Source organism: Reyranella sp., assembly GCF_965279625.1.
Taxonomy (GTDB): Bacteria; Pseudomonadota; Alphaproteobacteria; order Reyranellales; family Reyranellaceae; genus Reyranella.
Genome location: NZ_OZ257251.1, coordinates 1,939,764 through 1,960,572 on the forward strand (window position 1 = coordinate 1,939,764; position 20,809 = coordinate 1,960,572).

The 20,809-nt window shown below is 65.7% G+C and carries 18 protein-coding genes; 11 read left to right on the forward strand and 7 right to left on the reverse strand.

Translation table 11 applies throughout. The features are described from left to right. Nucleotides 1-2 precede the first annotated feature (2 nt). The 5 genes from ACQY78_RS09475 to ACQY78_RS09495 form a co-directional block, all read right to left on the reverse strand. A complete protein-coding gene (locus tag ACQY78_RS09475; protein WP_428684957.1) occupies nucleotides 3-2,144 on the reverse strand; it encodes a molybdopterin cofactor-binding domain-containing protein in 2,142 nt (713 codons plus the stop codon). 1 nt (nucleotide 2,145) lies between these two features. Next, nucleotides 2,146-2,625: a (2Fe-2S)-binding protein gene (locus ACQY78_RS09480; protein WP_428684959.1), complete on the reverse strand. Its 480-nt coding sequence runs from the start codon at nucleotides 2,623-2,625 to the stop codon at nucleotides 2,146-2,148. A gap of 88 nt (nucleotides 2,626-2,713) precedes the next feature. Beyond that, nucleotides 2,714-4,510, reverse strand: a complete 1,797-nt coding sequence (gene sdhA / locus ACQY78_RS09485; RefSeq protein ID WP_428684961.1) for a succinate dehydrogenase flavoprotein subunit — start codon at nucleotides 4,508-4,510, stop codon at nucleotides 2,714-2,716. After that, nucleotides 4,511-4,759 carry a tautomerase family protein gene (locus ACQY78_RS09490; RefSeq protein ID WP_428684963.1) on the reverse strand — a complete coding sequence of 83 codons (249 nt, stop codon included), beginning with the start codon at nucleotides 4,757-4,759 and terminating at the stop codon, nucleotides 4,511-4,513. It abuts the gene before it with no gap. Between the two features lie 11 nt (nucleotides 4,760-4,770). Next, a complete protein-coding gene (locus ACQY78_RS09495; RefSeq protein ID WP_428686348.1) occupies nucleotides 4,771-5,481 on the reverse strand; it encodes an SDR family NAD(P)-dependent oxidoreductase in 711 nt (236 codons plus the stop codon). Between the two features lie 281 nt (nucleotides 5,482-5,762). Between ACQY78_RS09495 and ACQY78_RS09500 the strand changes: the two genes are divergently transcribed. Beyond that, nucleotides 5,763-8,678 carry an ATP-binding protein gene (locus ACQY78_RS09500; RefSeq protein ID WP_428684965.1) on the forward strand — a complete coding sequence of 972 codons (2,916 nt, stop codon included), beginning with the start codon at nucleotides 5,763-5,765 and terminating at the stop codon, nucleotides 8,676-8,678. On the opposite strand, the gene ACQY78_RS09505 is transcribed toward ACQY78_RS09500, so the two are convergent. Beyond that, nucleotides 8,588-9,364 carry a response regulator transcription factor gene (locus ACQY78_RS09505; RefSeq protein ID WP_428684967.1) on the reverse strand — a complete coding sequence of 259 codons (777 nt, stop codon included), beginning with the start codon at nucleotides 9,362-9,364 and terminating at the stop codon, nucleotides 8,588-8,590. The two genes, ACQY78_RS09500 and ACQY78_RS09505, sit on opposite strands and share 91 nt — an antisense overlap. A gap of 250 nt (nucleotides 9,365-9,614) precedes the next feature. On the opposite strand from ACQY78_RS09505, the gene ACQY78_RS09510 reads away from it, so the two are divergent. The 7 genes from ACQY78_RS09510 (at nucleotide 9,615) to ACQY78_RS09540 (ending at nucleotide 13,434) form a co-directional block, all read left to right on the forward strand. Beyond that, on the forward strand, nucleotides 9,615-10,160 hold the full coding sequence (locus tag ACQY78_RS09510) for a cytochrome P460 family protein (RefSeq protein WP_428684969.1): 546 nt from the start codon (nucleotides 9,615-9,617) through the stop codon (nucleotides 10,158-10,160). A 10-nt stretch (nucleotides 10,161-10,170) separates the two neighbouring features. After that, nucleotides 10,171-10,434, forward strand: coding sequence for a high-potential iron-sulfur protein (locus ACQY78_RS09515; protein ID WP_428684971.1), 264 nt, complete (start codon nucleotides 10,171-10,173; stop codon nucleotides 10,432-10,434). Then, a complete protein-coding gene (locus tag ACQY78_RS09520) occupies nucleotides 10,431-11,066 on the forward strand; it encodes an isochorismatase family cysteine hydrolase (RefSeq protein WP_428684973.1) in 636 nt (211 codons plus the stop codon). The genes ACQY78_RS09515 and ACQY78_RS09520 overlap by 4 nt, the downstream gene beginning before the upstream one ends. 51 nt (nucleotides 11,067-11,117) lie before the next feature. Then, nucleotides 11,118-11,990 carry an alpha/beta fold hydrolase gene (locus ACQY78_RS09525; RefSeq protein WP_428684975.1) on the forward strand — a complete coding sequence of 291 codons (873 nt, stop codon included), beginning with the start codon at nucleotides 11,118-11,120 and terminating at the stop codon, nucleotides 11,988-11,990. 157 nt (nucleotides 11,991-12,147) lie between these two features. Further along, nucleotides 12,148-12,567, forward strand: coding sequence for an organic hydroperoxide resistance protein (locus ACQY78_RS09530; RefSeq protein WP_428684977.1), 420 nt, complete (start codon nucleotides 12,148-12,150; stop codon nucleotides 12,565-12,567). Nucleotides 12,568-12,600: 33 nt separating this feature from the next. Next, on the forward strand, nucleotides 12,601-12,834 hold the full coding sequence (locus tag ACQY78_RS09535) for a hypothetical protein (protein ID WP_428684979.1): 234 nt from the start codon (nucleotides 12,601-12,603) through the stop codon (nucleotides 12,832-12,834). Nucleotides 12,835-12,837: 3 nt separating this feature from the next. Beyond that, nucleotides 12,838-13,434, forward strand: coding sequence for a hypothetical protein (locus ACQY78_RS09540; protein ID WP_428684981.1), 597 nt, complete (start codon nucleotides 12,838-12,840; stop codon nucleotides 13,432-13,434). 43 nt (nucleotides 13,435-13,477) lie between these two features. Here the strand turns inward: ACQY78_RS09540 and ACQY78_RS09545 are convergent, their stop codons facing one another. Then, nucleotides 13,478-14,290, reverse strand: coding sequence for an enoyl-CoA hydratase/isomerase family protein (locus ACQY78_RS09545; RefSeq protein WP_428684983.1), 813 nt, complete (start codon nucleotides 14,288-14,290; stop codon nucleotides 13,478-13,480). 201 nt (nucleotides 14,291-14,491) lie between these two features. Between ACQY78_RS09545 and ACQY78_RS09550 the strand changes: the two genes are divergently transcribed. The 3 genes from ACQY78_RS09550 (at nucleotide 14,492) to ACQY78_RS09560 (ending at nucleotide 20,710) form a co-directional block, all read left to right on the forward strand. Continuing rightward, nucleotides 14,492-16,072, forward strand: coding sequence for an aldehyde dehydrogenase (NADP(+)) (locus tag ACQY78_RS09550; RefSeq protein ID WP_428686349.1), 1,581 nt, complete (start codon nucleotides 14,492-14,494; stop codon nucleotides 16,070-16,072). A 265-nt stretch (nucleotides 16,073-16,337) separates the two neighbouring features. Then, complete coding sequence (locus ACQY78_RS09555; protein ID WP_428684985.1) at nucleotides 16,338-19,526, forward strand: efflux RND transporter permease subunit; 3,189 nt, start codon at nucleotides 16,338-16,340, stop codon at nucleotides 19,524-19,526. Continuing rightward, on the forward strand, nucleotides 19,523-20,710 hold the full coding sequence (locus ACQY78_RS09560) for an efflux RND transporter periplasmic adaptor subunit (RefSeq protein WP_428684987.1): 1,188 nt from the start codon (nucleotides 19,523-19,525) through the stop codon (nucleotides 20,708-20,710). Before ACQY78_RS09555 ends, ACQY78_RS09560 begins: the two co-directional genes overlap by 4 nt. The last annotated feature ends 99 nt before the right edge of the window (nucleotides 20,711-20,809 follow it).

Here is a 20,809-nt window from a genome sequence, read left to right on the forward strand (position 1 = left end):
GGTCATGCCCTCGAGAGATCGATCGGCATCTTGCGCAGGCGCCGGCCCGTCGCGGCGAAGACCGCATTGGCGACGGCCGGCACGACGGCCGAGGTTCCGGGCTCGCCCATGCCTCCCGGCGCCTCGCTGCTCGGCATTATGTGCACCTCGATCGAAGGCGCTTGGTCGATGCGCAGCATCTGGTAGTCGTCGAAGTTCGACTGCTCGACCTTTCCGTCTTTTACGGTAATCTCGCCGTACAGGGCCGCGGTGATGCCGAAGTTCACGCCGCTCTCGATCTGCGCGCGGACGGTGTTCGGATTGACGACCATTCCGCAATCGACCGCCGCCACAACCCGGCGCACTTTCACCGATTTGTCGGCCGCCACCGCGACTTCGGCCACTAGTGCCAGGTAGCTGCCGAAGACGGATTGCAGAGACACGCCCCGGCCCGCTCCGGCTGGCAGGCTCTCGCCCCAGCCGGCCTTCCGTGCGGCGAGTTCCAGCACGGCCTTCGCCCGAGGCGCCTTGTCGAGCAGCGCCAGCCGATAGGCAACCGGGTCCTGCCGGGCTGCCGTGGCGAGTTCGTCCATGAAGCCTTCGACCACGAAGACGTTGTGCGACGGTCCCACGCTCCGCCAGAAGGCTGTGGGAATGCCGGGCGGCTCGACGCGCAGATACTCGACCCGCTTGTTGGGCAGATCGTAGGCGAGCTTCACGGCCCCATCGACGCTGTCGGGATCAAGCCCGTTGACGAAACCGGGCGGCAGCCAGCGCGCGATGACCGAGGATCCGGCGAAGCGATGGGTCCAGGCGACCGGCCGGCCCTTGTCGTCGAGGCCCGCCGAGAGGCGATCCAGCCAGTAGGGCCGGTACATGTCCTGGCGGATGTCTTCCTCGCGCGTCCACACCACTTTCACAGGTCCGGCCACCTTCATCGCGATCTCGGTCGCGCGCGTGACACCATCGACCTCGAGGCGGCGACCGAAGCCTCCGCCGATCAGGTGCTGATGCAGGACGACCTTCTCGAGCGGCAATCCGGTCACCTTGGCCGCCGCGGCTTGGGCGCGTGCAGCCACCTGGGTTCCCACCCAGACATCGCAGCCGTCCGGCCTGACGTGGACGCAGCAGTTCATGGGCTCCATGGTGGCGTGCGCCAGGAAGGGCACCTCATACACCGCGTCGATTTTCGTCCGTGCCGAGGCGAGCGCCGCCTCCGCGTCCCCGATCTGCTCGGCCACCGGCCCGGCGGCGAGCGTCGCCTGTTCGAGCTCGCGCGCGACCTGAGCGTTGCTCACCTGCCCGTGCGCACCGTCCTCCCACTGGATTTCGAGCGCGGCCAGGCCCTTGAGCGCGGCCCCCATGTGATCGGCGACGACGGCCACGGCATCGTCGAGGCGTACGATCTGGCGCACGCCCTTCACCGCTCTCGCGACCCGATCGTCGACCCGCTTCAAGCGACCGCCGAACACCGGAGACTGTGCCAAGGTCGCGACTTTCACGCCGACCGGGCGCGCGTCGATACCGAAGACGGCCGTGCCGTTGACCTTGCCGCCGGCGTCGAGCCTCTTGGCCGGGGTGCCGATCAGCTTGAAGGCCTTCGGGTCTTTCAGGGGAACATCCGTGGGAATCGGCAGCCGCGCTGCCGCAGCGGCGAGGACACCATAAGAGGCGCGGCGGCCGCTCGCCGTATGGATGACCTCGCCCGCCTCGGCGCGGCACGTATCGGGCGCGACCTTCCATTGCTCGGCTGCCGCCTTGATCAGCAGCGCGCGCGCGACCGCGCCGGCTTCACGAAGCGGCTTCCACGACGCCATGATCGAGGTCGATCCGCCGGTTGCCTGTACGCCAGCGAGCAGCGGGTTGCCGTAGGTCTTCTCGTCCGGCGGCGCGTGCTCAAGGCGAATGCGGCCGAGCGGGATTTCGAGTTCCTCCGCCACGAGCATGGGGATTGACGTGTAGGTTCCCTGCCCCATCTCGACATACGGCATGGTTAGCGTCACCTGGCCGTCGTCGCCGATATGCACGAAGGCGTTCGGCGCGAAGCCTTTGGCGGAGGCGGAGGCGGATGCCGGAGCTGCAGCAGCCGGCAGATTCACACTGACCAGGAGCCCGGCCGCGGCACTGGTTGTGACGAGGAAGTCGCGTCGAGAAAGTGCGGTCATGTCAGCCTCCCTGGCCCTTGCGGGCAGCGGATTGCGCAGCCTGCTTGATGGCTGCGCGGATGCGCGGATAGGTGCCGCAGCGGCAGACGTTGCCCGACATCGCATCATCGATGTCGGCGTCGCTCGGATTGGGATTTCCGGCGAGCAGTGCGGCCGCGGACATGATCTGTCCCGACTGGCAGTATCCGCACTGGACCACCTCGACATCGAGCCACGCCGTCTGCACGCGCGCGCCCGCGTCCGTTGCACCGACCGCTTCGATGGTCGTGATCTCCGACGTTCCGACGCTGGCAACCGGTGTCACGCAGGAGCGGGTCGCAACGCCATCGACATGCACGGTACAGGCGCCACAGAGCGCCTTGCCGCACCCGAACTTGGTGCCGGTCATGCCGAGCACGTCCCGCAACACCCAGAGCAGCGACGTGTCGTCGTCCACGTCTACATTGTGCTTCTTGCCGTTCACCTTGACGCTCAGGCTCATGTTCGCCTCCTGCTGCAGAGGCCGGAACGATGAACCTGAGACGGTCACGGATCGATTGAACGAAGGTATGGTCGATACCTTCGTATGGTTAGTAGACGCGCTTGCTCGGGGGGATGGGGGCCACGTCATTGCTGAGCGGCTTCAGGTGCACCGGCCGGTAGGCCAGCCGCACGCTGCCGTCGGGCCGCAGCCAGGCCAGCGTATGCTTCAGCCAGTTCGCATCGTCGCGTTCGGGGAAATCCTCCCGGGCGTGGGCGCCCCGGCTCTCGGTCCGGCCGATCGCCGAGTGCAGGCTCACGAGCCCTTGCGACATCATATTGTCGAGTTCCAGCGCCTCGACGAGATCGGTGTTGAAGATCATGGACCGGTCGGCAAGTCCAAGTTCGCCCTGCAGAGAGCCCACCACGCCGTTCAATGCGACGGCACCCTCGTCGAGTAGCGGACCATCGCGGAAAACCGCGCAGTACCTTTGCATGGCCTGCTGCAGGGCGAGGCGGATTGCACCGGCCGAGCGCTTGCCCTTCGCCCAGCGCAGCCGGTCGAGGCGATCTATGGCCCGTTCCGTCGCCTGCGCCGGCGGCGCGGCTAGGCGTTCGCCGGGACGGACGCATGCGACCGCGCGATGCGCGGCCGCGCGGCCGAACACCACAATATCGAGCAGGGAGTTCGAACCCAGCCGGTTGGCACCATGGACCGACACGCAGGCCGCCTCGCCGATCGCCATCAGTCCGGGCACGACGGCTTCCGGATCGCCGTCGCGCAGCGTCACCGCCTCGCCGTGTATGTTGGTCGGGACGCCGCCCATGTTGTAGTGGACGGTGGGCAGCACGGGGATCGGCTGGCGCGTCAGATCGACCCCGGCGAAAATCTTGGCGGTCTCGTTGATGCCTGGTAGTCGCTGGTGCAGCAGTTCCGGCGGCAAATGTTCCAGATGAAGGAGGATGTGATCCTTCTTCGGCCCACAGCCTCGCCCTTCGTTGATCTCGATCGTCATCGCCCGGCAAACGACGTCGCGGCCGGCAAGATCCTTGGCCGTCGGCGCATACCGCTCCATGAACCGCTCGCCTGTCGCATTGGTCAGGTATCCGCCCTCGCCGCGCGCCCCTTCGGTGATCAGGCAGCCCGAGCCGTAGATGCCCGTCGGATGGAACTGCGTGAACTCCATGTCCTCGAGCGGCAGGCCGGCACGCAGCGCCATCGCATTGCCGTCGCCGGTACAGATGTGCGCCGCCGTACAGGAGAAGTAGGCGCGCCCATAGCCGCCGGTCGCCAGTACCGTGCGGTGGGCCAGGAAGCGATGCAGGCGGCCATCCGCCAGATCCCAGGCGAGCATCCCGTGACAGGCGCCATCCTCGTCCATCAGGAGATCGAGCGCGATGTACTCGACGAAGAACTGCGTACCGTGCTTCAGGCACTGCTGATAGAGCGTATGCAGGATTGCGTGACCGGTCCTGTCGGCCGCCGCGGCCGTGCGCTGGGCCATTCGCTTGCCATACTCCAGCGTCTGGCCGCCGAACGGACGCTGGTAGATCCTGCCATCCTGCGTCCGCGAGAACGGCACGCCATAATGCTCGAGTTCGACGACCGCCGAGATGGCTTCACGGCACATGTATTCGATGGCGTCCTGATCGCCGAGCCAGTCGGAGCCCTTGACCGTGTCGTACATGTGGAAACGCCAGTTATCGCCGTCGCCCATGTTCCCCAGGGCGGCCGCCATGCCGCCTTGCGCGGCGACCGTATGGCTGCGCGTGGGAAACACCTTGGTCACGCAGGCCGTCTTGAGCCCAGAGGAGGCCATGCCCAGCGCGGCCCGAAGGCCGGCGCCACCGGCGCCGACGATCAGGACATCGTACTCGTGCTCGACGATTTCGTAGGAGGCGACCATTCACTTGCTCTTCGTTGCCTGATCGCCGCTGCGCCGCCGCCGGAAGTCGGCAACCGGGAGGCCGCCCCATCCCCAGTTCTCGAGCGCCACTTCCTCGATGACGACGAAGGTCGCTTCGGGCGGCTTGTTCAGCACCCTGGTGAGCAGCTCTGTCGCGCCTGCGATCAGGGCCGCCTTCTCGGCGGCCGTGACGGATTCCGCGCCGGGCGTATTGCCTTCTCTCGTCACCTGGATGAGGACGATCGGCATGGCAATGCTCCTCAGCGGCCGGCGCTCTGGCCACCGTCGACATGCAGGATCTCGCCGGTGACGAAGGGCGCTCCCTCCAGGTACAGAACGGCGCCGACGATGTCGGAGACGTCGCCCATATGCCCGACCGGGTGGAGCGCATCGAGCGCGGTATGGCTCTCCGGCGGATGCATGGGCGTGCGGATGATGCCGGGCGATACGGCGTTCACGCGTATGCTGCGCTTTGCATATTCGATCGCGAGGGAACGCGTCGCGGCGCTCAGGCCGCCCTTCGACAGCGAGGCCAGCACCGACGGAACGTGCGAATCGGCGTGTTCCACCAGGGTCGTGGTGATCTGCACCACGAGGCCGCCGCCCTGCTTCTCCATCTGGGCGATCGCGGGCCGGGTAATGCCGAAGAAGCCCGCAACGTTCACGCCCATGACGGCCTGGTAGTCGGCTTCGCTGTAGCGCGTGAACGGCTTGGCGAGAAAGAGGCCGGCGTTGTTGACCAGGGTGTCGATCCGGCCGAACCGCTTCATGCCCTCGGCGATGACCCGTTCGCCGGTGCTGACGTCCGAGATGTCGCCCGGCACCGCGAGGACATCCGGATCGCTCGTGGATCCGATCGAACGTGCCGTCGCAACCACGCGATAGCCGCGCTGCCGATAGGCCTTCACCAGGGCCTCGCCAATTCCCTGGGAGGCTCCCGTGACGACCGCAACCTTCTTTTCCGATTCCATCATTGCTCTCCTTCGCAATGCCAAGGAGATGAAATCGATCGCCGCCCAAGTCGATTGGACCATGGTGTCGACGACACCTTCGTTCAACGTTCGACCTTGGACGGATGGACTACTGTCCAGCCCGGTCTGCTGGCTTTCGTACCCAGGGCGCTGTTTCCAGTGTCTCCGTGCCAGGAGGCTGACGACGGCGAGGCCGGTAGCCCTCCGGATAAAATCCAAAGAAAAGGCGTACTTTATCGCAGGGCGCGCGCGGTTGATAATCAGTGCCTTCATCATGGATCGTGGATTTGCCAACGAGTGCGCCGCCCGACGTCTCGAGCCAGCATAAAGCGCGCGAGATCACCTTCGGACCCTTTCGGCTGCAGCCGGAGCGTCAGCTCCTGCTGCGCGGGACGGAGGAAGTGCGCCTCGGGAGCCGTGCCCTCGAAATCCTGATCGCACTGACCGAGCGCCCAGGCGAACTCCTGACGAAGGACGAGCTGCTCGCGCGCGCGTGGCCCAGGATCATCGTCGAAGAGGGCAATCTTCGTGCCCAGGTAGCGGCTCTTCGCAAGGCACTGAAGGACGGTCGGGACACCGCCCGCTACATCATCTCGGTGCCCGGCCGCGGCTATCGCTTCGTGGCCCCCGTCACGCCATCGGCGACACCGATCGCACCGGCGATCGAAGTCGTGTCGGTCGCGGCCGAGCGGATGCTGCAGCTCCCCAAGCCGATCGCGCGGGTGATCGGCCGGGCCGGCGTCGTTGCCGAGGTGAGCAAGCGCCTGCAACATCGCAGGCTGCTTACGATTGTCGGTCCCGGGGGAATCGGCAAGACCACGGTTGCGCTGAGCCTCGCCGACGGAATTGCGGATCTCTATCCCGATGGCATCGTCTTGATCGATCTCGCCCCCGTCTCGAGCTCGATCGTGCTGTCGAGCGTCGTGGCATCAGCACTCGGCCTGGCGGTGGTCGCGGACGATCCGATTTCGGAACTGGTCACTTTCCTGCGCGACCGCCGGCTGCTGCTCATCTTCGATAGTTGCGAGCACGTCCTGGGGACGGCCGCGGCGCTTGCAGAAGCGATCCTGCGCGGAACCAGCGAGACGCGCGTCCTCGCCACGAGCCGCGAACCGCTGCGAGCCGAAGGCGAGAATGTCCTGAACCTCGATCCGCTGGAAACGCCTCCCGAGACCGCCGTGCTGACCGCCCGCCAGGCGATGGCATTCCCGGCCGTCGAGCTCTTCATCGAACGCGCCTCGTCGAGCGCCGAGTCCTTCGAAGTCACCGATGAAACCATACCGATCGTATCGAACATCTGCCGCAAGCTCGACGGTATGGCGCTCGCCATCGAACTGGCCGCCAGCCGCGTGCACACATTCGGCTTGCATGAGCTCGCCACCCAACTGGACGATCGCTTCCGGCTTCTGATGCAGGGCCGGCGCACGGCGCTTCCCCGGCATCGCACGCTGACCGCCGCACTCGACTGGAGCTACCAGTACCTGGATGGCACGGAGCAGGCCGTGCTGCGACGGCTCGCCATATTCGTCGGCGGTTTCACGCTCGAGGCCGCCCAGGCCGTCGCCATCGGGCACAACGACATGGCCTCGGATATTGTCCGTGCCCTGGCCGACCTGGTCGCCAAGTCACTCATCTCGGTGAATTCCAAGGAACGAACGCCGATCTATCGCCTGCTCGACACCACGCGTGCCTATGCGATGGAGAAGCTTGTCGAATGCGGAGAACTCGCGACGACCGCCCGTTGCCACGCCGAGCACTATCGCGTGGTCCTGGTGCGCGCCGGCGGCGATGCCGAGACGATGGAGCTCCGGGATTGGCTCTCGACCTACGCGCGCCAGATCGACAACGTGCGAAGGGCCCTCGACTGGGCCTTCTCGGTCAACGGCGATCCGATGCTGGGCGTGGCGCTTACCGAGGCCGCCCTGCCGCTCTGGATGCACCTGTCGCTCATGAACGAGTGCCGGTCACGCGTCGCCCAGTCGTTGTCGGTGTTGACCTCGCGCGCACAGCGCAATCCCCGCCTGGAACTCCAGTTCCAACATGCGCTGGGTGCCGTACTCCTCAACATCGAGGCGTCCGGTCCGGAGATCGAGACCGCGCTGAACGAAGCGCTGAGGATCGCCGACGATCTCAACGATACCGACTACAAGCTCCGTGTCCTGTGGTGCCTATGGTGCCTCGCCCACAATTGCGGCGCCTTCCGCGACGCCCTGGCCCTCGCCGACCGGTTCTGCGAAGTCTCGAAGGAGTCACGCGATCCTGTCGATCCCCTGACGGGGGAACGCATGCGGGGCTTCACGATCCACTTTCTCGGCGACCAGGGCACGGCCCGCCGGCAGATCGAGTACATGCTCGACAACTACGTCGCGCCCGTCCATCGCGCCCATATCATCCGCTTCCAGTTCGACCAGAAGATAACGGCCCGCAATTTCCTGGTCTCGATCCTGTGGCTGCAAGGCTACGCCAGCCAGGCCATGGCGATGAACGCGACAAATGTCGAGGAGGCCCAGGCCTTCGACCACACGATGACACTCTGCAATTCGTTGACCAAAGGCGCCTGCCTGCTGTCGTTGCTGGCAAGCGACCTGCACGGCGCCCAGCAGTATATCGACCTGCTGCTGAAGCGCTCGGCGCGCGATGGCTTGCCGATCTGGCACGCCTGGGGCAAGTGCTTCCAGGGAATCCTGCACATCAAGCAGGGCAATGTCGCCGACGGGCTCGACCTGCTGAAGGCGACCCTGGCTGGTTTGCCCGAGAACCGCTTCTCACTCCGGCACACCTGGGTGTTCGCCGAGTATGCCGACGGTTTGCGTATCGCAGGACGACTCGACGAGGGCCTCGATGTGATCGAGAAGGCTCTCGGCATGTGCCGGCGGGACGAGGAATACTGGTGCATCCCCGAAGTCCTGCGGATCAAGGGTGAACTTCTCCAGGCCAAGGGCGGTCCAACGGAGTACCGCACCGCCGAGGAACTGTTCCTGGAATCGCTCGACTGGGCCCGCCGACAGGAAGCCCTGTCGTGGGAGTTGCGGACGGCTCTCAGCCTGTGCCGTCGGTACCATCGCGACGGACTTCGGCGCGAGGCTCGTGTGCTTCTCTCGCCGATCTACGGCCGGTTCATCGAGGGATTTGAAACGTCCGACCTGCGCCAGGCCAAGGCGCTGATCGAGGAACTCGCGGCGGGCGACGCCGACTGAACCTGTTTCATGCGGCCCTGGCCTGTGTACGACTCAAGCTTGAGCTTGCCCGCGCTGTTCACGAGAGCCACCAGGGTTCGGACGTTCATCTTGCGCATCACCTTGCCGCGATGCGCCTTCACCGTGATTTCGCTGATCCCCAGCTCGCCACCGATCTGCTTGTTCAAGAGGCCCGACACGACCAGCGACATGACCTGACGTTCGCGCTGGCTGAGCAAAGCGTAGCGGCCTCGCAGCGCCTTGTCCTCCCTGTGCTGTACCAGCAGGTCCTTGCTCCGTTCCAATGCCAGCTCGACCGAGGCGATCAGGGCGTCCTGGCGGAGGGGCTTGGCCAGGACGTCGACGGCGCCTGCCCGCATGGCTTGAACCGTGCCCAGAACGTCCGCGTGACCGGTAACGCAGATGACCGGCGTTTCTGCACGCTCGTCCGCGAGATGTTGCGGCATGGCCAGCTCGTAGAGCACCAGGCAGCTTGGCACGCTGCATTCGGGCTCCGAGAGCAGGGCTTCGGCGGAGGCAATCTCCCGAACCCGCCAGCCCATGTCGTCGAGCGTGGCGGCCATGCCTCGGCAGGCAGAGGGGTCCTCTGCGACGATGAAGACGATGCACGGCGCGACGGACCCGATACTGCCTGCCATGGCCGAGGGGCGGCCCGCGCTGGGCGCCGGATAGGACGAGGGTCGCATGATGGATTCTCCTGGGTTGCGCAGCACCGTCTCCCGGCCGTCCCGAATCCCCCCTAACCACGACGGGCCGGGACTTTGGCTCTTGCACGGTGTCTGCGCAGCCTGCGGCTCTCGAAGCCGAACAGCCAATCAATCGTCGTCAAAAGTTGTTAAATCGAGCAGCCCCCTCCGCCGCAATACCATCGTGCAATAGCCCGCCACTCGTCTCCGCCACATCTTCTGGCCACCAACACCACAACGGGAGCGGGCCATGAAGAAGCTGCTGGCGCTGACCTTGTCGATCACCGCGGTCGGGCTGATCTCCTTTGAAGGCCGCAGCCTCATTGCACAGGACACAGGGGCACAGAAATACAGCCTCCAGGTTCCCGATGGTCTGCGGTTCGACGAGTTCAAGGGATACGAGGACTGGCAGGTCATCTCGGTCAGCCAGGTCGATGATCTGCTCAAGGTCGTCGTTGGCGACCGCGCCATGATCGACGCCTACCGGGCGGGTGGGCCGGCCAATGGCCGTGCCTTTCCGGACGGCGCCAGGATGGCGAAGATCATGTGGAAGTCGGTCCAGAACCCGGACTCGCCCACCCCGGCGCAGGTCGCCGGACCGCTCCAATTCATCGACTTCATGGTGAAGGACAGCCGGCGCTTCGCTGCGACGGCGGGCTGGGGTTATGCCCAGTTCAACTACGACGCGACATCGGGCTCCTTCCAGCCCGACGGCCGTGGCACGGATTGCGGCGCTGCCTGCCACAAGCTCGTGGAGGCCAAGGACTCCGTGTTCGCGGCGTACGGCCGGCGCTGAAGGTTCGGCCATGACAAAGCACCGACCCTCGCGGCGCGCGCTTCTCGGCAACGCATCGATCGGCCTGTCGATTGTGGTCGCGGGTGTCGACCGCCCCGGCCTCGCGTTCCAGAAACTCAGCCAGGCCGATGCCCGGTACCAGGGCACGGCCAAGGGCAGTCAGCATTGCGTGGGCTGCATTCACTTCCAGCCGCCACACGGCTGCAGGTTCGTGCAGGGCGAGATCAGCCCTGATGGCTGGTGCCAACTCTTCACCAGGAAAGCCGGAGCATGACCCAGGAAATCGCCAACGCCTATCCATCGGCATCGACCGCAGTGCTGCTGGTCGATCCCTACAACGACTTCCTGTCGGAAGGCGGCAAGTACTGGCCCATGGCCCAGAAGGTGGCTGAGGAAGTGCGGCTGCTCGAGCATCTGCGCGCCGTCGTTGCCGCTGCCCGGAAGGCTGGCATCAGGATCTTCTTCGTGCCGCATCGCCGGTGGCAGCTTGGCGACTACGAAGGTTTTCTGCATCCCACGCACACGCAGCTTCGTACGGCCAAGCGCCAGGGCTTTGCCAAGGGGACCTGGGGCGGAACGTTCCACGACGATTTCCAGATTCAGCCCGGCGACATTCTGATCAAGGAGCATTGGAACTCGAGCGGCTTCGCCAACACCGACCTCGACTACATGCTGAAGCAGTTCGCCATCGAGCGTATCGTGGTGATCGGCATGATCGCCAATACCTGCGTCGAATGCACCGGCCGCTTCGGCACCGAGCTGGGCTACCACGTCACCCTGGTGCGCGATGCGACCGCGGCCTACAGCCGGGAAGCCATGCACGCGGCCCATGAGATCAACGGCCCGAGCTTTGCCCACGCGATTCTGACGACCGACGAGCTCGTCGCCGCTTTCGATCGCGCCTAGCGGACGCGCCACCGGCGTCCCCAAACGCAGCGACATCATGAGGTTCGATCCATGAGCACAGCGTATCGCACCCGGCAGGTCGGCGACGTCGAGATCTTCTATCGGGAAGCCGGCCCTCCCGACGGCCCGGTCGTCGTCCTGCTTCACGGATTTCCGACGGCAAGTCACATGTTCCGCGATCTGATTCCCCTTCTGGCGCGCGACTATCGCGTCATCGCGCCCGACCTGCCCGGCTTCGGCAACACTTCGGCGCCTCCGCGTGGCCAGTTCGACTACACGTTCGACAATCTGGCGGACGTGATCGATCGCTTCCTGGAGGCGCTTCAGCTCGATCGCTACGCCCTGTACATCTTCGACTACGGCGCACCGGTCGGCCTGCGGGTCGCGTCGAAGCATCCCGAACGCGTGACGGCCCTCATCAGCCAGAACGGCAACGCCTATCTCGAAGGGTTCGGCAACTCGTGGGGCATCTGGCAGGCTTACTGGCGCGAGCCGACCGCTGCGCATCGTGAAGCCTGCCGCGTGTCCCTGAGCCCGGACATGATCCGGAACTGGCAGTATTTCGACGGTTCCGACCGGACGAGCGTATCTCCCGACGGTTACACACTCGACATCGCCTATATGGCCCGCCCCGGCCGGTCGGAGATCCAGCTCGACCTGATCCTCGACTATCGCAGCAACGTGGCACTCTATCCGGCCTTCCAGGCCTATCTCCGCAAGCATCGGCCGCCTCTGCTGGCGGTGTGGGGCCGCAACGATGCACACTTCATACCGGCGGGGGCACTCGCCTTTCGCACCGACGTGCCCGACGCCGAAATCCGCTTCGTCGATGCCGGCCACTTTGCGCTGGAGACGCATGCGGCGGAAATCGGCGCACTGATGCTCGGTTTCCTCGGACGCACACTGGCGCACCGCCGACGTTGAGGGCCGACCAGGAGCCCGCGCTTCGCCCATTCACTCCTCTCACACCAAGGAAGGAGCCAGTCCATACCTTCGCATAATGGATCACGCTCCGGCCATGCCCCAGTCTTCAAGGGGCAGGACGTGACCGGCTCGACCACCAGCCTTCCAGGAGCATCCGATGACCAAGTCCACCACGAAGACCGTCTACACAGCGAAGGTCCACACCGTCGGCGGCCGCGAAAAGGGCGAGGCGCGCAGCAGCGACGGTCGCCTCGACGTCAGGCTCTCGGTGCCGGGTGGCCCCGGTACCGGGACCAACCCCGAGCAGCTCCTGGCCGCCGGCTGGTCCGCCTGTTTCGAGGGCGCCATCATGCTCGTGGCCCGCGAGAAGAAGGTGCGGATCGAGCATCTCGCGATCGACGCCGAGATCGACCTCAACCTGGGGAGCGACGGCTACTCGCTGAGCGCGCGCCTCAACGTCAGCCTGCCAGACATCGATCGCAAGCTTGCGCAGGAGTTGGTGGACGGCGCACACGAGGTCTGCCCGTACTCGAAGGCGTTGAAGGGCAAAATCGGCATCGCCACGACGATCGTCTAGCTCGGACCGAATCGAGCATTCAGGAGGCCATCGATGACCAAGGCTGAACGACTCCGGATCGAGATTCGCGACCGAGAGCGAACGCTGCAGGCGCTGAAGCATCGGCGCGATCATACTTCCAGCCGGGACGCGCTCCCCGCCGCTGTAGAAACGCCCGCCGAGACGATGGATCGCAAGCTCGATTCCGCCCTGTCCGACAGCTTCCCCGGAAGCGACGCGGTGTCGTTCCTGGAGCCCACGCCAGACAAGCCGACCGGCTTGCGCTGATCCATGCGCCCCGTCTTCTCCATGGTTGCACTGTTGGCCGCCCTGTCTTGCCTCTCCGCAGGCCACGCCAGCGCTGATGAACCGGGTCGGGGCTGGCAACTCGAACGCGACGTCGATTCGCCGACCTATGCCTTCATCGAAACCGCTATCACCGACCTCGACGTCGACGTCATGGTGTTGTCGTGCGAGCCGACCGAGCGGAAGAGCGGCTTGCAGCTAAGACTCTATCCTCCGGAACCCGGTCCTTTCCGGTCGGCGCAGTCGAGTCCCGTCGAGTTGGCCCCCGATGTCGTGATCGACATCGACGGAAGGCGGTATGCCGCTCGCCTCCTTTTTGCCGATGATTTCGTGGTGGTGGCGAACGCAGCCGACGGGCCTGTGCCGGTCCTGTCGGCGTCGCTTGTCACCTCGTTGCAGAACGGGAGGCACTTCACGATGAGGCTGCACACGCTGGAGGACTCTCCCTCCTCCAGCGCAACGCCGGCGTTCGAGATCACCGCCGACCTTCAGGCGGGCATCGGCGGCGCAGCCATTGCCGTGCTGCGCCGATGCGGTACGCCGAACGACACCCTGGCTTCCGGCCCGGCCAGAGCGCGTTGAGCGGCGAGCCGGTCCCGGCCCGGAGGCAACCGGTCACCCCCTGTCACTCGACCACTGCTTTCCCGAGGGAGAGCTCGACGGCGGTTCGCCGCTGAAGTCCTTGGGCCAGCAACCTTGCCATGCGCGCCTGCGCGCCGGGACGGGCGACCGACTGGAAGAAAGCCGCCAGGGCCGGCGGAAAGGCTGCATCTGGCGGCAGCGACGCAAGGTCGAGCAGCGACTTGGCATGGACGATCGCGTGCTTCTCGAAGCCGGCCAGGCGTTGGGCGAGGCCGTCGACGAACGCCGGCAGCTCAGCATCGGGCAGGGCACGATTGACGTACCCGTAGCGCTCCGCGACGGCGCCCGAAAAGTCATCCGCGCCCAGCACGACCTCCATCGCGCGCCCGCGTCCCATCAGTCCGGCGAGCCGTACCATGGGATTGCCGCCAGGCACGGCGCCGACGCCGACCTCGAACTGGCCCAGGATCGCGCGCTCGAGGCTGGCGAAGCGCATGTCGCAAGCCAGAGCAAACTCGCTGCCCGCTCCCCGCGCGCGCCCCCGAATCTCGGCGATCGAGACGACAGGTGCCCGGGAGATACGGACGAGGACATCGAGCCATGGATGGAGGCCTGACGGCCCCGGTGGCATCTCCGCCGTCCGCCTCTTGTCGGCCAGGACATCCCAATGAGCGAGGAAGAAGTCGGGATCGGCGCTGCGGAAGACGATTACCTTCACATCGGCATCGGTCTCCAGCTCCGCCAGCAGGGCTTGCAGCTCGACGATCGTGTCGGGGTCGATGAGGTTTATCGGCGGATTTTCGAATGTCGCGATCCAGAGGGCCGGGTTGCCTCGATCGATCCTGAGCTGCTCCATGCTGCCTCCTCACTCTCTATTTCGAGCACTGACGTGCCGATCGATGGCAGGAGAATCGATGGCACGAAGGTATCGACGACACCTAGGTGCAATACCGGCGCACTCCCCACCCCTTCACTTTCAACTAGGGAAGCGACCTCCGAGCCGGAGGTCGTCCCTCACAGTTTATCGTGGAGCTGCACCATGCCTGTTCAGGGAAACATGTTGATCGGACAGTCGGCGCTTCATGGCGCCGCCCCATCGCTCAACGCCTTCGATCCCACGCTCGGCGCGCCTATCGAGCCTTCCTTCGGCGGTGCGACGGCCGCCGACGTAGATCGCGCCTGCTGCCTGGCCGACACCGCATACGACTCCTACAGCCGAACCGATCCGGAACTCAGGGCAACGTTTCTCGAGGCGATTGCCACCAATCTCCTGGCGCTCAGCGACGAATTGGTCGACAGGACCATGTCGGAGACAGGGCTTCCCAAGGCACGGATTCAGGGCGAACAGGCACGAACCGCCGCGCAGGTTCGCCATTTCGCCTCGGTCGTGCGCTCAGGCCTCTGGCGCCGCGCGACCATCGTCTCCGCCGACTCGAAGAAAGCCGCGCCAAGCCCGGACATGCGGCTGCACAAGATTGCACTGGGGCCGGTCGTGGTGTTCGGCGCGAGCAATTTTCCCCTGCTCTACTCGGTGGCAGGCGGCGATACCGCGTCGGCCCTCGCGGCCGGCTGTCCGGTGATCGTGAAGGCGCATTTCTCGCATCTCGGGACGTCCGAACTCGTGGGTCGCGTCCTCCAGAAAGCTGTCGCCGACTTCGGCCTGCACGAAGGCGTGTTCTCCCTCATCGTCGGCGCCGGTAACGCGGCTGCCGAAGCGCTCGTCGACCATCCCGCCATCAAGGCGGTGGCCTTCACCGGCTCGCAGGCCGGCGGCATGGCGCTGGTCCGCCGGGGACAGCAGCGCCCCGAGCCGATCCCCGTCTTCACCGAGATGACGAGCGTAAATCCCAACTTTGTGTTGCCGCACGTGGTGGCGACCCGGGGCGAAGCGCTTGCGGTCCGCTTCGCCGAACAGGTGGCTGCGGGTGTCGGCCAGATGTGCCTCAAGCCCGGCGTGCTCATCGCCCTCGAGGGAAACGGGTTCGAGGCCATGCGCTCGGCACTGCAGGACGCGGTCTCGGCCAAGCCGGCAGCTACGATGCTGAGTCCCGGCATTCACGACGCCTATGGCCGCCGCACCGAGCGGCAACGCGCGGCCGCCCCGGTCATTGCCTCCGGCGGGGCGCCCTCCGGGAAGAATGACGGCCAGGCGCTCCTGTTCGAGATCAACGCCGACGCCCTACTGGCCGACATCACGCTGGCGGAGGAAATGTTCGGCCCGGCCGCCTTGTTGGTCCGATGCAGCCAGTTCAGCGACATGGTCCGGGTCGCCGAGCGCCTGCCCGGCCAACTCACGATGACGCTTCAGATGGATGCCGAGGACACCGCCCTGGCGAAGGCGCTGATGCCGGTCCTGGAGCGCAAGGCTGGCCGCATCATAGCGAACGCCTTCTCCAATGCGGCGGTCGAGTTCACCTCAGCCACCAATCATGGCGGCCCGTTTCCGGCAACGAGCGACAGCCGCTTCACATCGGTGGGCAGTTCCGCGATCGACCGCTTCCTGCGGCCCGTATCCTACCAGAATGTTCCGGCCGTGCTGTTGCCGCCGGCTCTAAGGGACGAGAACCCGTACGACCTGACGCGCCTGCGCGATGACCGGTTCGAGACGTTACGACAGAAGCGCGAGGCGGTTCGTTGAGAGACCGCAACGTCGGCCAGTTCCATCTGCAAAAGCTGACATCCACATAGCTGCAGTACGTCGAGAGAGGCGAGCCGTCCTTCCATACCTTGGTATAGGCCCCGCAACTGCTCGTATGGATATGAAGACGGCGCCCGGCGGCGTCTATTGGCAGCGACAGGCCAATGCCGAGAAGGATAGCGCCGATGCCCTCCATGCCGCCGTTCGCCCCGCCCCGTCCGGCCGCCCACGTCTTGAGGCACCGGATCGCGCGCGAGAGGATCCGATGAGCATCGTCCGGTTCGCGCTGCGCTTTCCGTACACCTACTACGTCGTGGCGACGCTGATCGTCTTCCTGGGCGGTATCGCCGCTCATTCGATGCGGACGGACATCTTTCCCGAGATTCGCATTCCGGTCGTCACGGTGATCTGGAGCTACTCCGGTCTCAGCACGCCGGAGATGGAGCAGCGGGTCACGACCTACAGCCAGTACGCCATCAGCGGCAACGTGAACGGCATCCGCAACATCGAAGCGCAGACGCTGGCGGGCTTGTCGGTACAGAAGGTGTACTTCCAGCAGGACGTCAATCTCGACCTCGCCATCTCGCAGATCGTCGCGGCGACCAACACGATCCGCGCGCTGATGCCGGCCGGTATCCAGCCGCCCGTCGTCGTGCAGTTCAATGCCTCCAGCGTGCCGGTCCTGCAGATCGCGCTGAGCTCTGACACGCTGAATGAGCAGCAACTCTATGATTACGGCATTTACCGCGTGCGCCAGCAGCTCGCGCCGATTCCGGGCCTCACCCTGCCGACACCGGCGGGCGGCAAGTACCGCCAGATCATGGTCGACATCGATCCTGCGAAGCTCGTGGCGCGGGGACTGACGCCGCTCGACGTCGTAGCTGCGGTCAATGCGCAGAATCTCACCCTGCCATCCGGTACCGCGAAGATCGGTGACACCCAGTACCTCGTGCGCACGAACGGAATGCCGTCGACGATCGACGAGCTAAACGACATCCCGGTCAAGGTGGTGAACGGCGCGACCGTGTTCGTGAAGGACGTAGGCCAGGTCCACGACGGCTGGCTGGTGCAGCAGAACATGGTGCGTCAGGACGGCAAGCACTCCGTGCTGCTGAGCATCATCAAGAACGGCAACGCCTCGACCCTGGAGGTGGTGAATCGGGTCAAGGAGGCGCTCGAGACGATCCGCAAGTCCGCGCCGCCGGGTATGGAGATCCATGAACTGTTCGACCAGTCGGTTTTCGTACGCGACGCGCTGTATGGCGTGCTCCGCGAAGGCGCCATTGCCGCCGCGCTGACCGCAGCCATGATCCTGCTGTTCCTCGGTTCCTGGCGATCGACGCTGGTCGTGATGATCTCGATCCCGCTGTCGATCCTCGCCTCGCTGGTGGCGCTGTACTTCCTCGGCGAGACGATCAACACGCTGACCCTGGGCGGGCTGGCGTTGGCGATCGGCATCCTGGTCGACGATTCCACGGTCACCATCGAGAACACCCATCGCCTCCTGACCGAGGAGAAGATGGGCCTGCCGCTGGCAACCCTGCATGGGGCGGCCGGCATCGCCATTCCGACCCTGGTTTCGACGCTTGCGATCAGCTGCGTGTTCACCTCCGTCGTTTTCCTCGACGGCCCCGCCAAGTTCCTGTTCACGCCGCTCGGCCTCGCCGTGGTGTTCGCCATGCTGGCGTCCTACGGCCTGTCGCGGACCTTGACGCCCATCACGATCGGCCTGCTGCTCCGGGGCGAGCACCATGCCGCGCCGGGCGAGGCATCTGGCGTCTTTGCCCGGATCCATGGCGCTTTCGACGCCGGCTTCGAACGGCTGCGTAAGCGCTACGCCCTTCTGCTCGAAGAACTGATCGGTCGCCCCGTCGCCGTCCTCCTGGTCGCGGTCCTCGTGGTCGGCTCCGGCGCCGCGGTCTTCGCGGTGGTCGGCCGCGACTTTTTTCCGGTGATCGACGCCGGCCGCCTTCAGCTCCATGTCCGCGGCCCCGCCGGCATGCGCATCGAGGCGACCGAAGGGCTCTTCCAGGCCGTCGAGAACAAGATTCGCGAGATCATCCCCGCCCATGATCTCGACCTGATCGTCGACAATATCGGCCTCCCGGCGCGGCCCTACAATCTGGCCTTCAGCGACGGATCGACCATCGGGGTGAACGACGGCACCGTGCAGGTCGCCCTGAAGGAGGGCCATGCACCGACCGCGGAATATGTGAGCCGTCTGCGGCGGGAACTGCCTGTCGCGTTTCCCGAGGCGGTCTTCTATTTCCAGCCGGCCGACATGGTCACGCAGATCCTGAACTTCGGATTGCCAGCGCAGATCAACGTTCGCACCGTCGGCTACGACCGCACAAACAACCTTCGTGTCGCCCGCGAGATCCAGAAGCGGCTCGCGGCGATCCACGGCATCGTCGACGTGCACCTCCAGCAGGAGACTGACGCGCCTTCCTTCCTTGCCCGGATCGATCGCACACGCGCGGCGGAACTCGGGCTCAACACCAGCACGATCGGGAGCAACATTAACATCAGTCTGAGCTCCTCGGAGCAGGTGACGCCGAACTTCTGGACCGACCCCAAATCCGGCATCCCCTACTACATCGCGGTGCAGACGCCCGAGGCCCAGGTCGCCTCGCTCAACGATCTCGGCAACACGCCCGTGTCGACGGCGGTCGCCAACGGTCCCGCGGTCGGTGGCGTGCCGGTGCCGGGTCTCCTCAGCAACGTCGCGACCTTCACGCGCCAGAGCGTGCCGACCAACGCCAACCAGGCGAACATCCAGCCGGTCTACGAAGTCTATGCCGGCGTCCAGGGCCGCGACCTGGGACGGGTCGCCGACGACATCCGCGCCGCCGTTTCCGAACTCCAGAAGCAGATGGCTCCCGGCAACAGGATAGAGATTGTCGGCCAGATCCAGAGCATGGACCTCGCTTTTCGCAACCTGGGTGCCGGGCTGCTGTTCGCAGCGGTGCTCGTCTACCTGCTGATGGTGGTGAACTACCAGAACTTCGGCGATCCCTTCGTGGTCCTGCTCGCCCTGCCGGCGACGCTCTGCGGCATTGTCGTCATGCTCTTCGCCACCGGCACGACACTGAGCGTGCCCTCGCTGATGGGGGCCATCATGGCGGTGGGCGTCGCGTCGGCGAACTCGATCCTGCTCGTCACTTTTGCCCGCGAACAGCGCGACGCCGGCCTCGACGCACGCGCCGCCGCCATCGCAGCCGGCCACACCCGCATCCGCCCGGTCCTGATGACCGCCGCCGCCATGATCGTCGGCATGATCCCGATGGCGATCGGCGGCGCCGGCGAGGAACAGAACGCGGCGCTGGCCCGTGCCGTGATCGGCGGCCTGTTGTTCGCCACGCCGACGACGTTGCTGGTGGTGCCCTGCCTGTTCGCCTGGCTGCGCGCCGGAGCCAATGCGAGGGGCGGCGTCTTCAAGGAGCAATTGCCATGACCAGTACCCCGGCACTTCTGGCCGTGACCCTCCTCTCCGTGCTGGCGTCTGCCATCGGGGTCGGCACCTGGCAGTTGCACGAGCGCAGCGGCGCGGCGAAGGACGCCGCCGACCTCAGGCTCTCGGTCGTCCCGACCGTTCGGGTGGCCGACGTGCGCGCCGTCGGCGAAGAAAGGTCGGTGCGGCTGCCCGCCACCACGACCGCCTTCGCTGCGGCAAACGTCTTTGCACGCGCCAGCGGGTACATCGACCATCGCAGCGTCGATATCGGTGACCATGTGAAGGCAGGCGATCTCCTCGCGACCATCGTCGCGCCCGAACTCGACCACCAGATCGCCCAGGCGGAGGCGACGCTGGTCCAGCTCCAAGCGGCGCTGCATCAGGCCGAAGCCAATCAGGAACTGGCGCGCGTTACGTGGGATCGCGACCATCCCCTGGTAAGAGACGGGTGGTTGCCGCAACAGAGAGGCACAGTCGACGTGCAGACGCTGAAGGCGACCGAAGCCGCAGTCGCCGTCGCCCAGGCGAACGTTGCCGCGCAGCAGGCTCAACTGAAGGTGCTGAACCAGGAGAAGGCGTATCAGCGGGTGGTCGCGCCATTCGACGGAATCGTGACCCAGCGCAACATCGACATCGGCAGCCTGGTGCAGGCGGATGCCGTGAACGCCACCTTCATGTTCACCCTCCAGCAGAGCAGCGTGATCCGGACCCAGGTCTTCGTGCCGCAGGACGCGGTGGTCGGCGTCCGGCCCGGGATCAAGGCCGTTGTCACCGTGCCCGAACTGCCGGGGCGCCGGTTCGCAGGAACGGTGACCCGCATCGCCGATGCACTGCAGCCAGGGACCCGGACCTTGCTCACCGAGATCGACATCGCCAATCCCGACGGCGTGCTCCAGCCCGGGACCTACGCCACAGCCGAGATCCTGGTTCCGCGCTCGGTTCCGGCGCTGCTGATCCCGGCGGGCGCCTTCATCTTCAACCAGGATGGTCAGCAGGTCGCGGTCGTCGAGAGCGGTGTCGCGCGCCTGCGGCGGATCACGGTTTTTCGCGACCTCGGAACCGAGATCGAGGTGCGCGAGGGCGTCAAGGCGGGTGACCGGGTGATCCTCAACCCCGCCGTCGACCTACGCGACGGCGACCGCGTCAACGTCGCACCCAGCGCAGCCGTTCGAAAACCCACGTAGACGGTGGTTTCGGCTGTCCCTATCCGCGAACCTGCTTCGGCCATCGAATCCGTCTCATTTTATCCGATACCTTGGGACAGGATCGTCGATGCCTTCAAC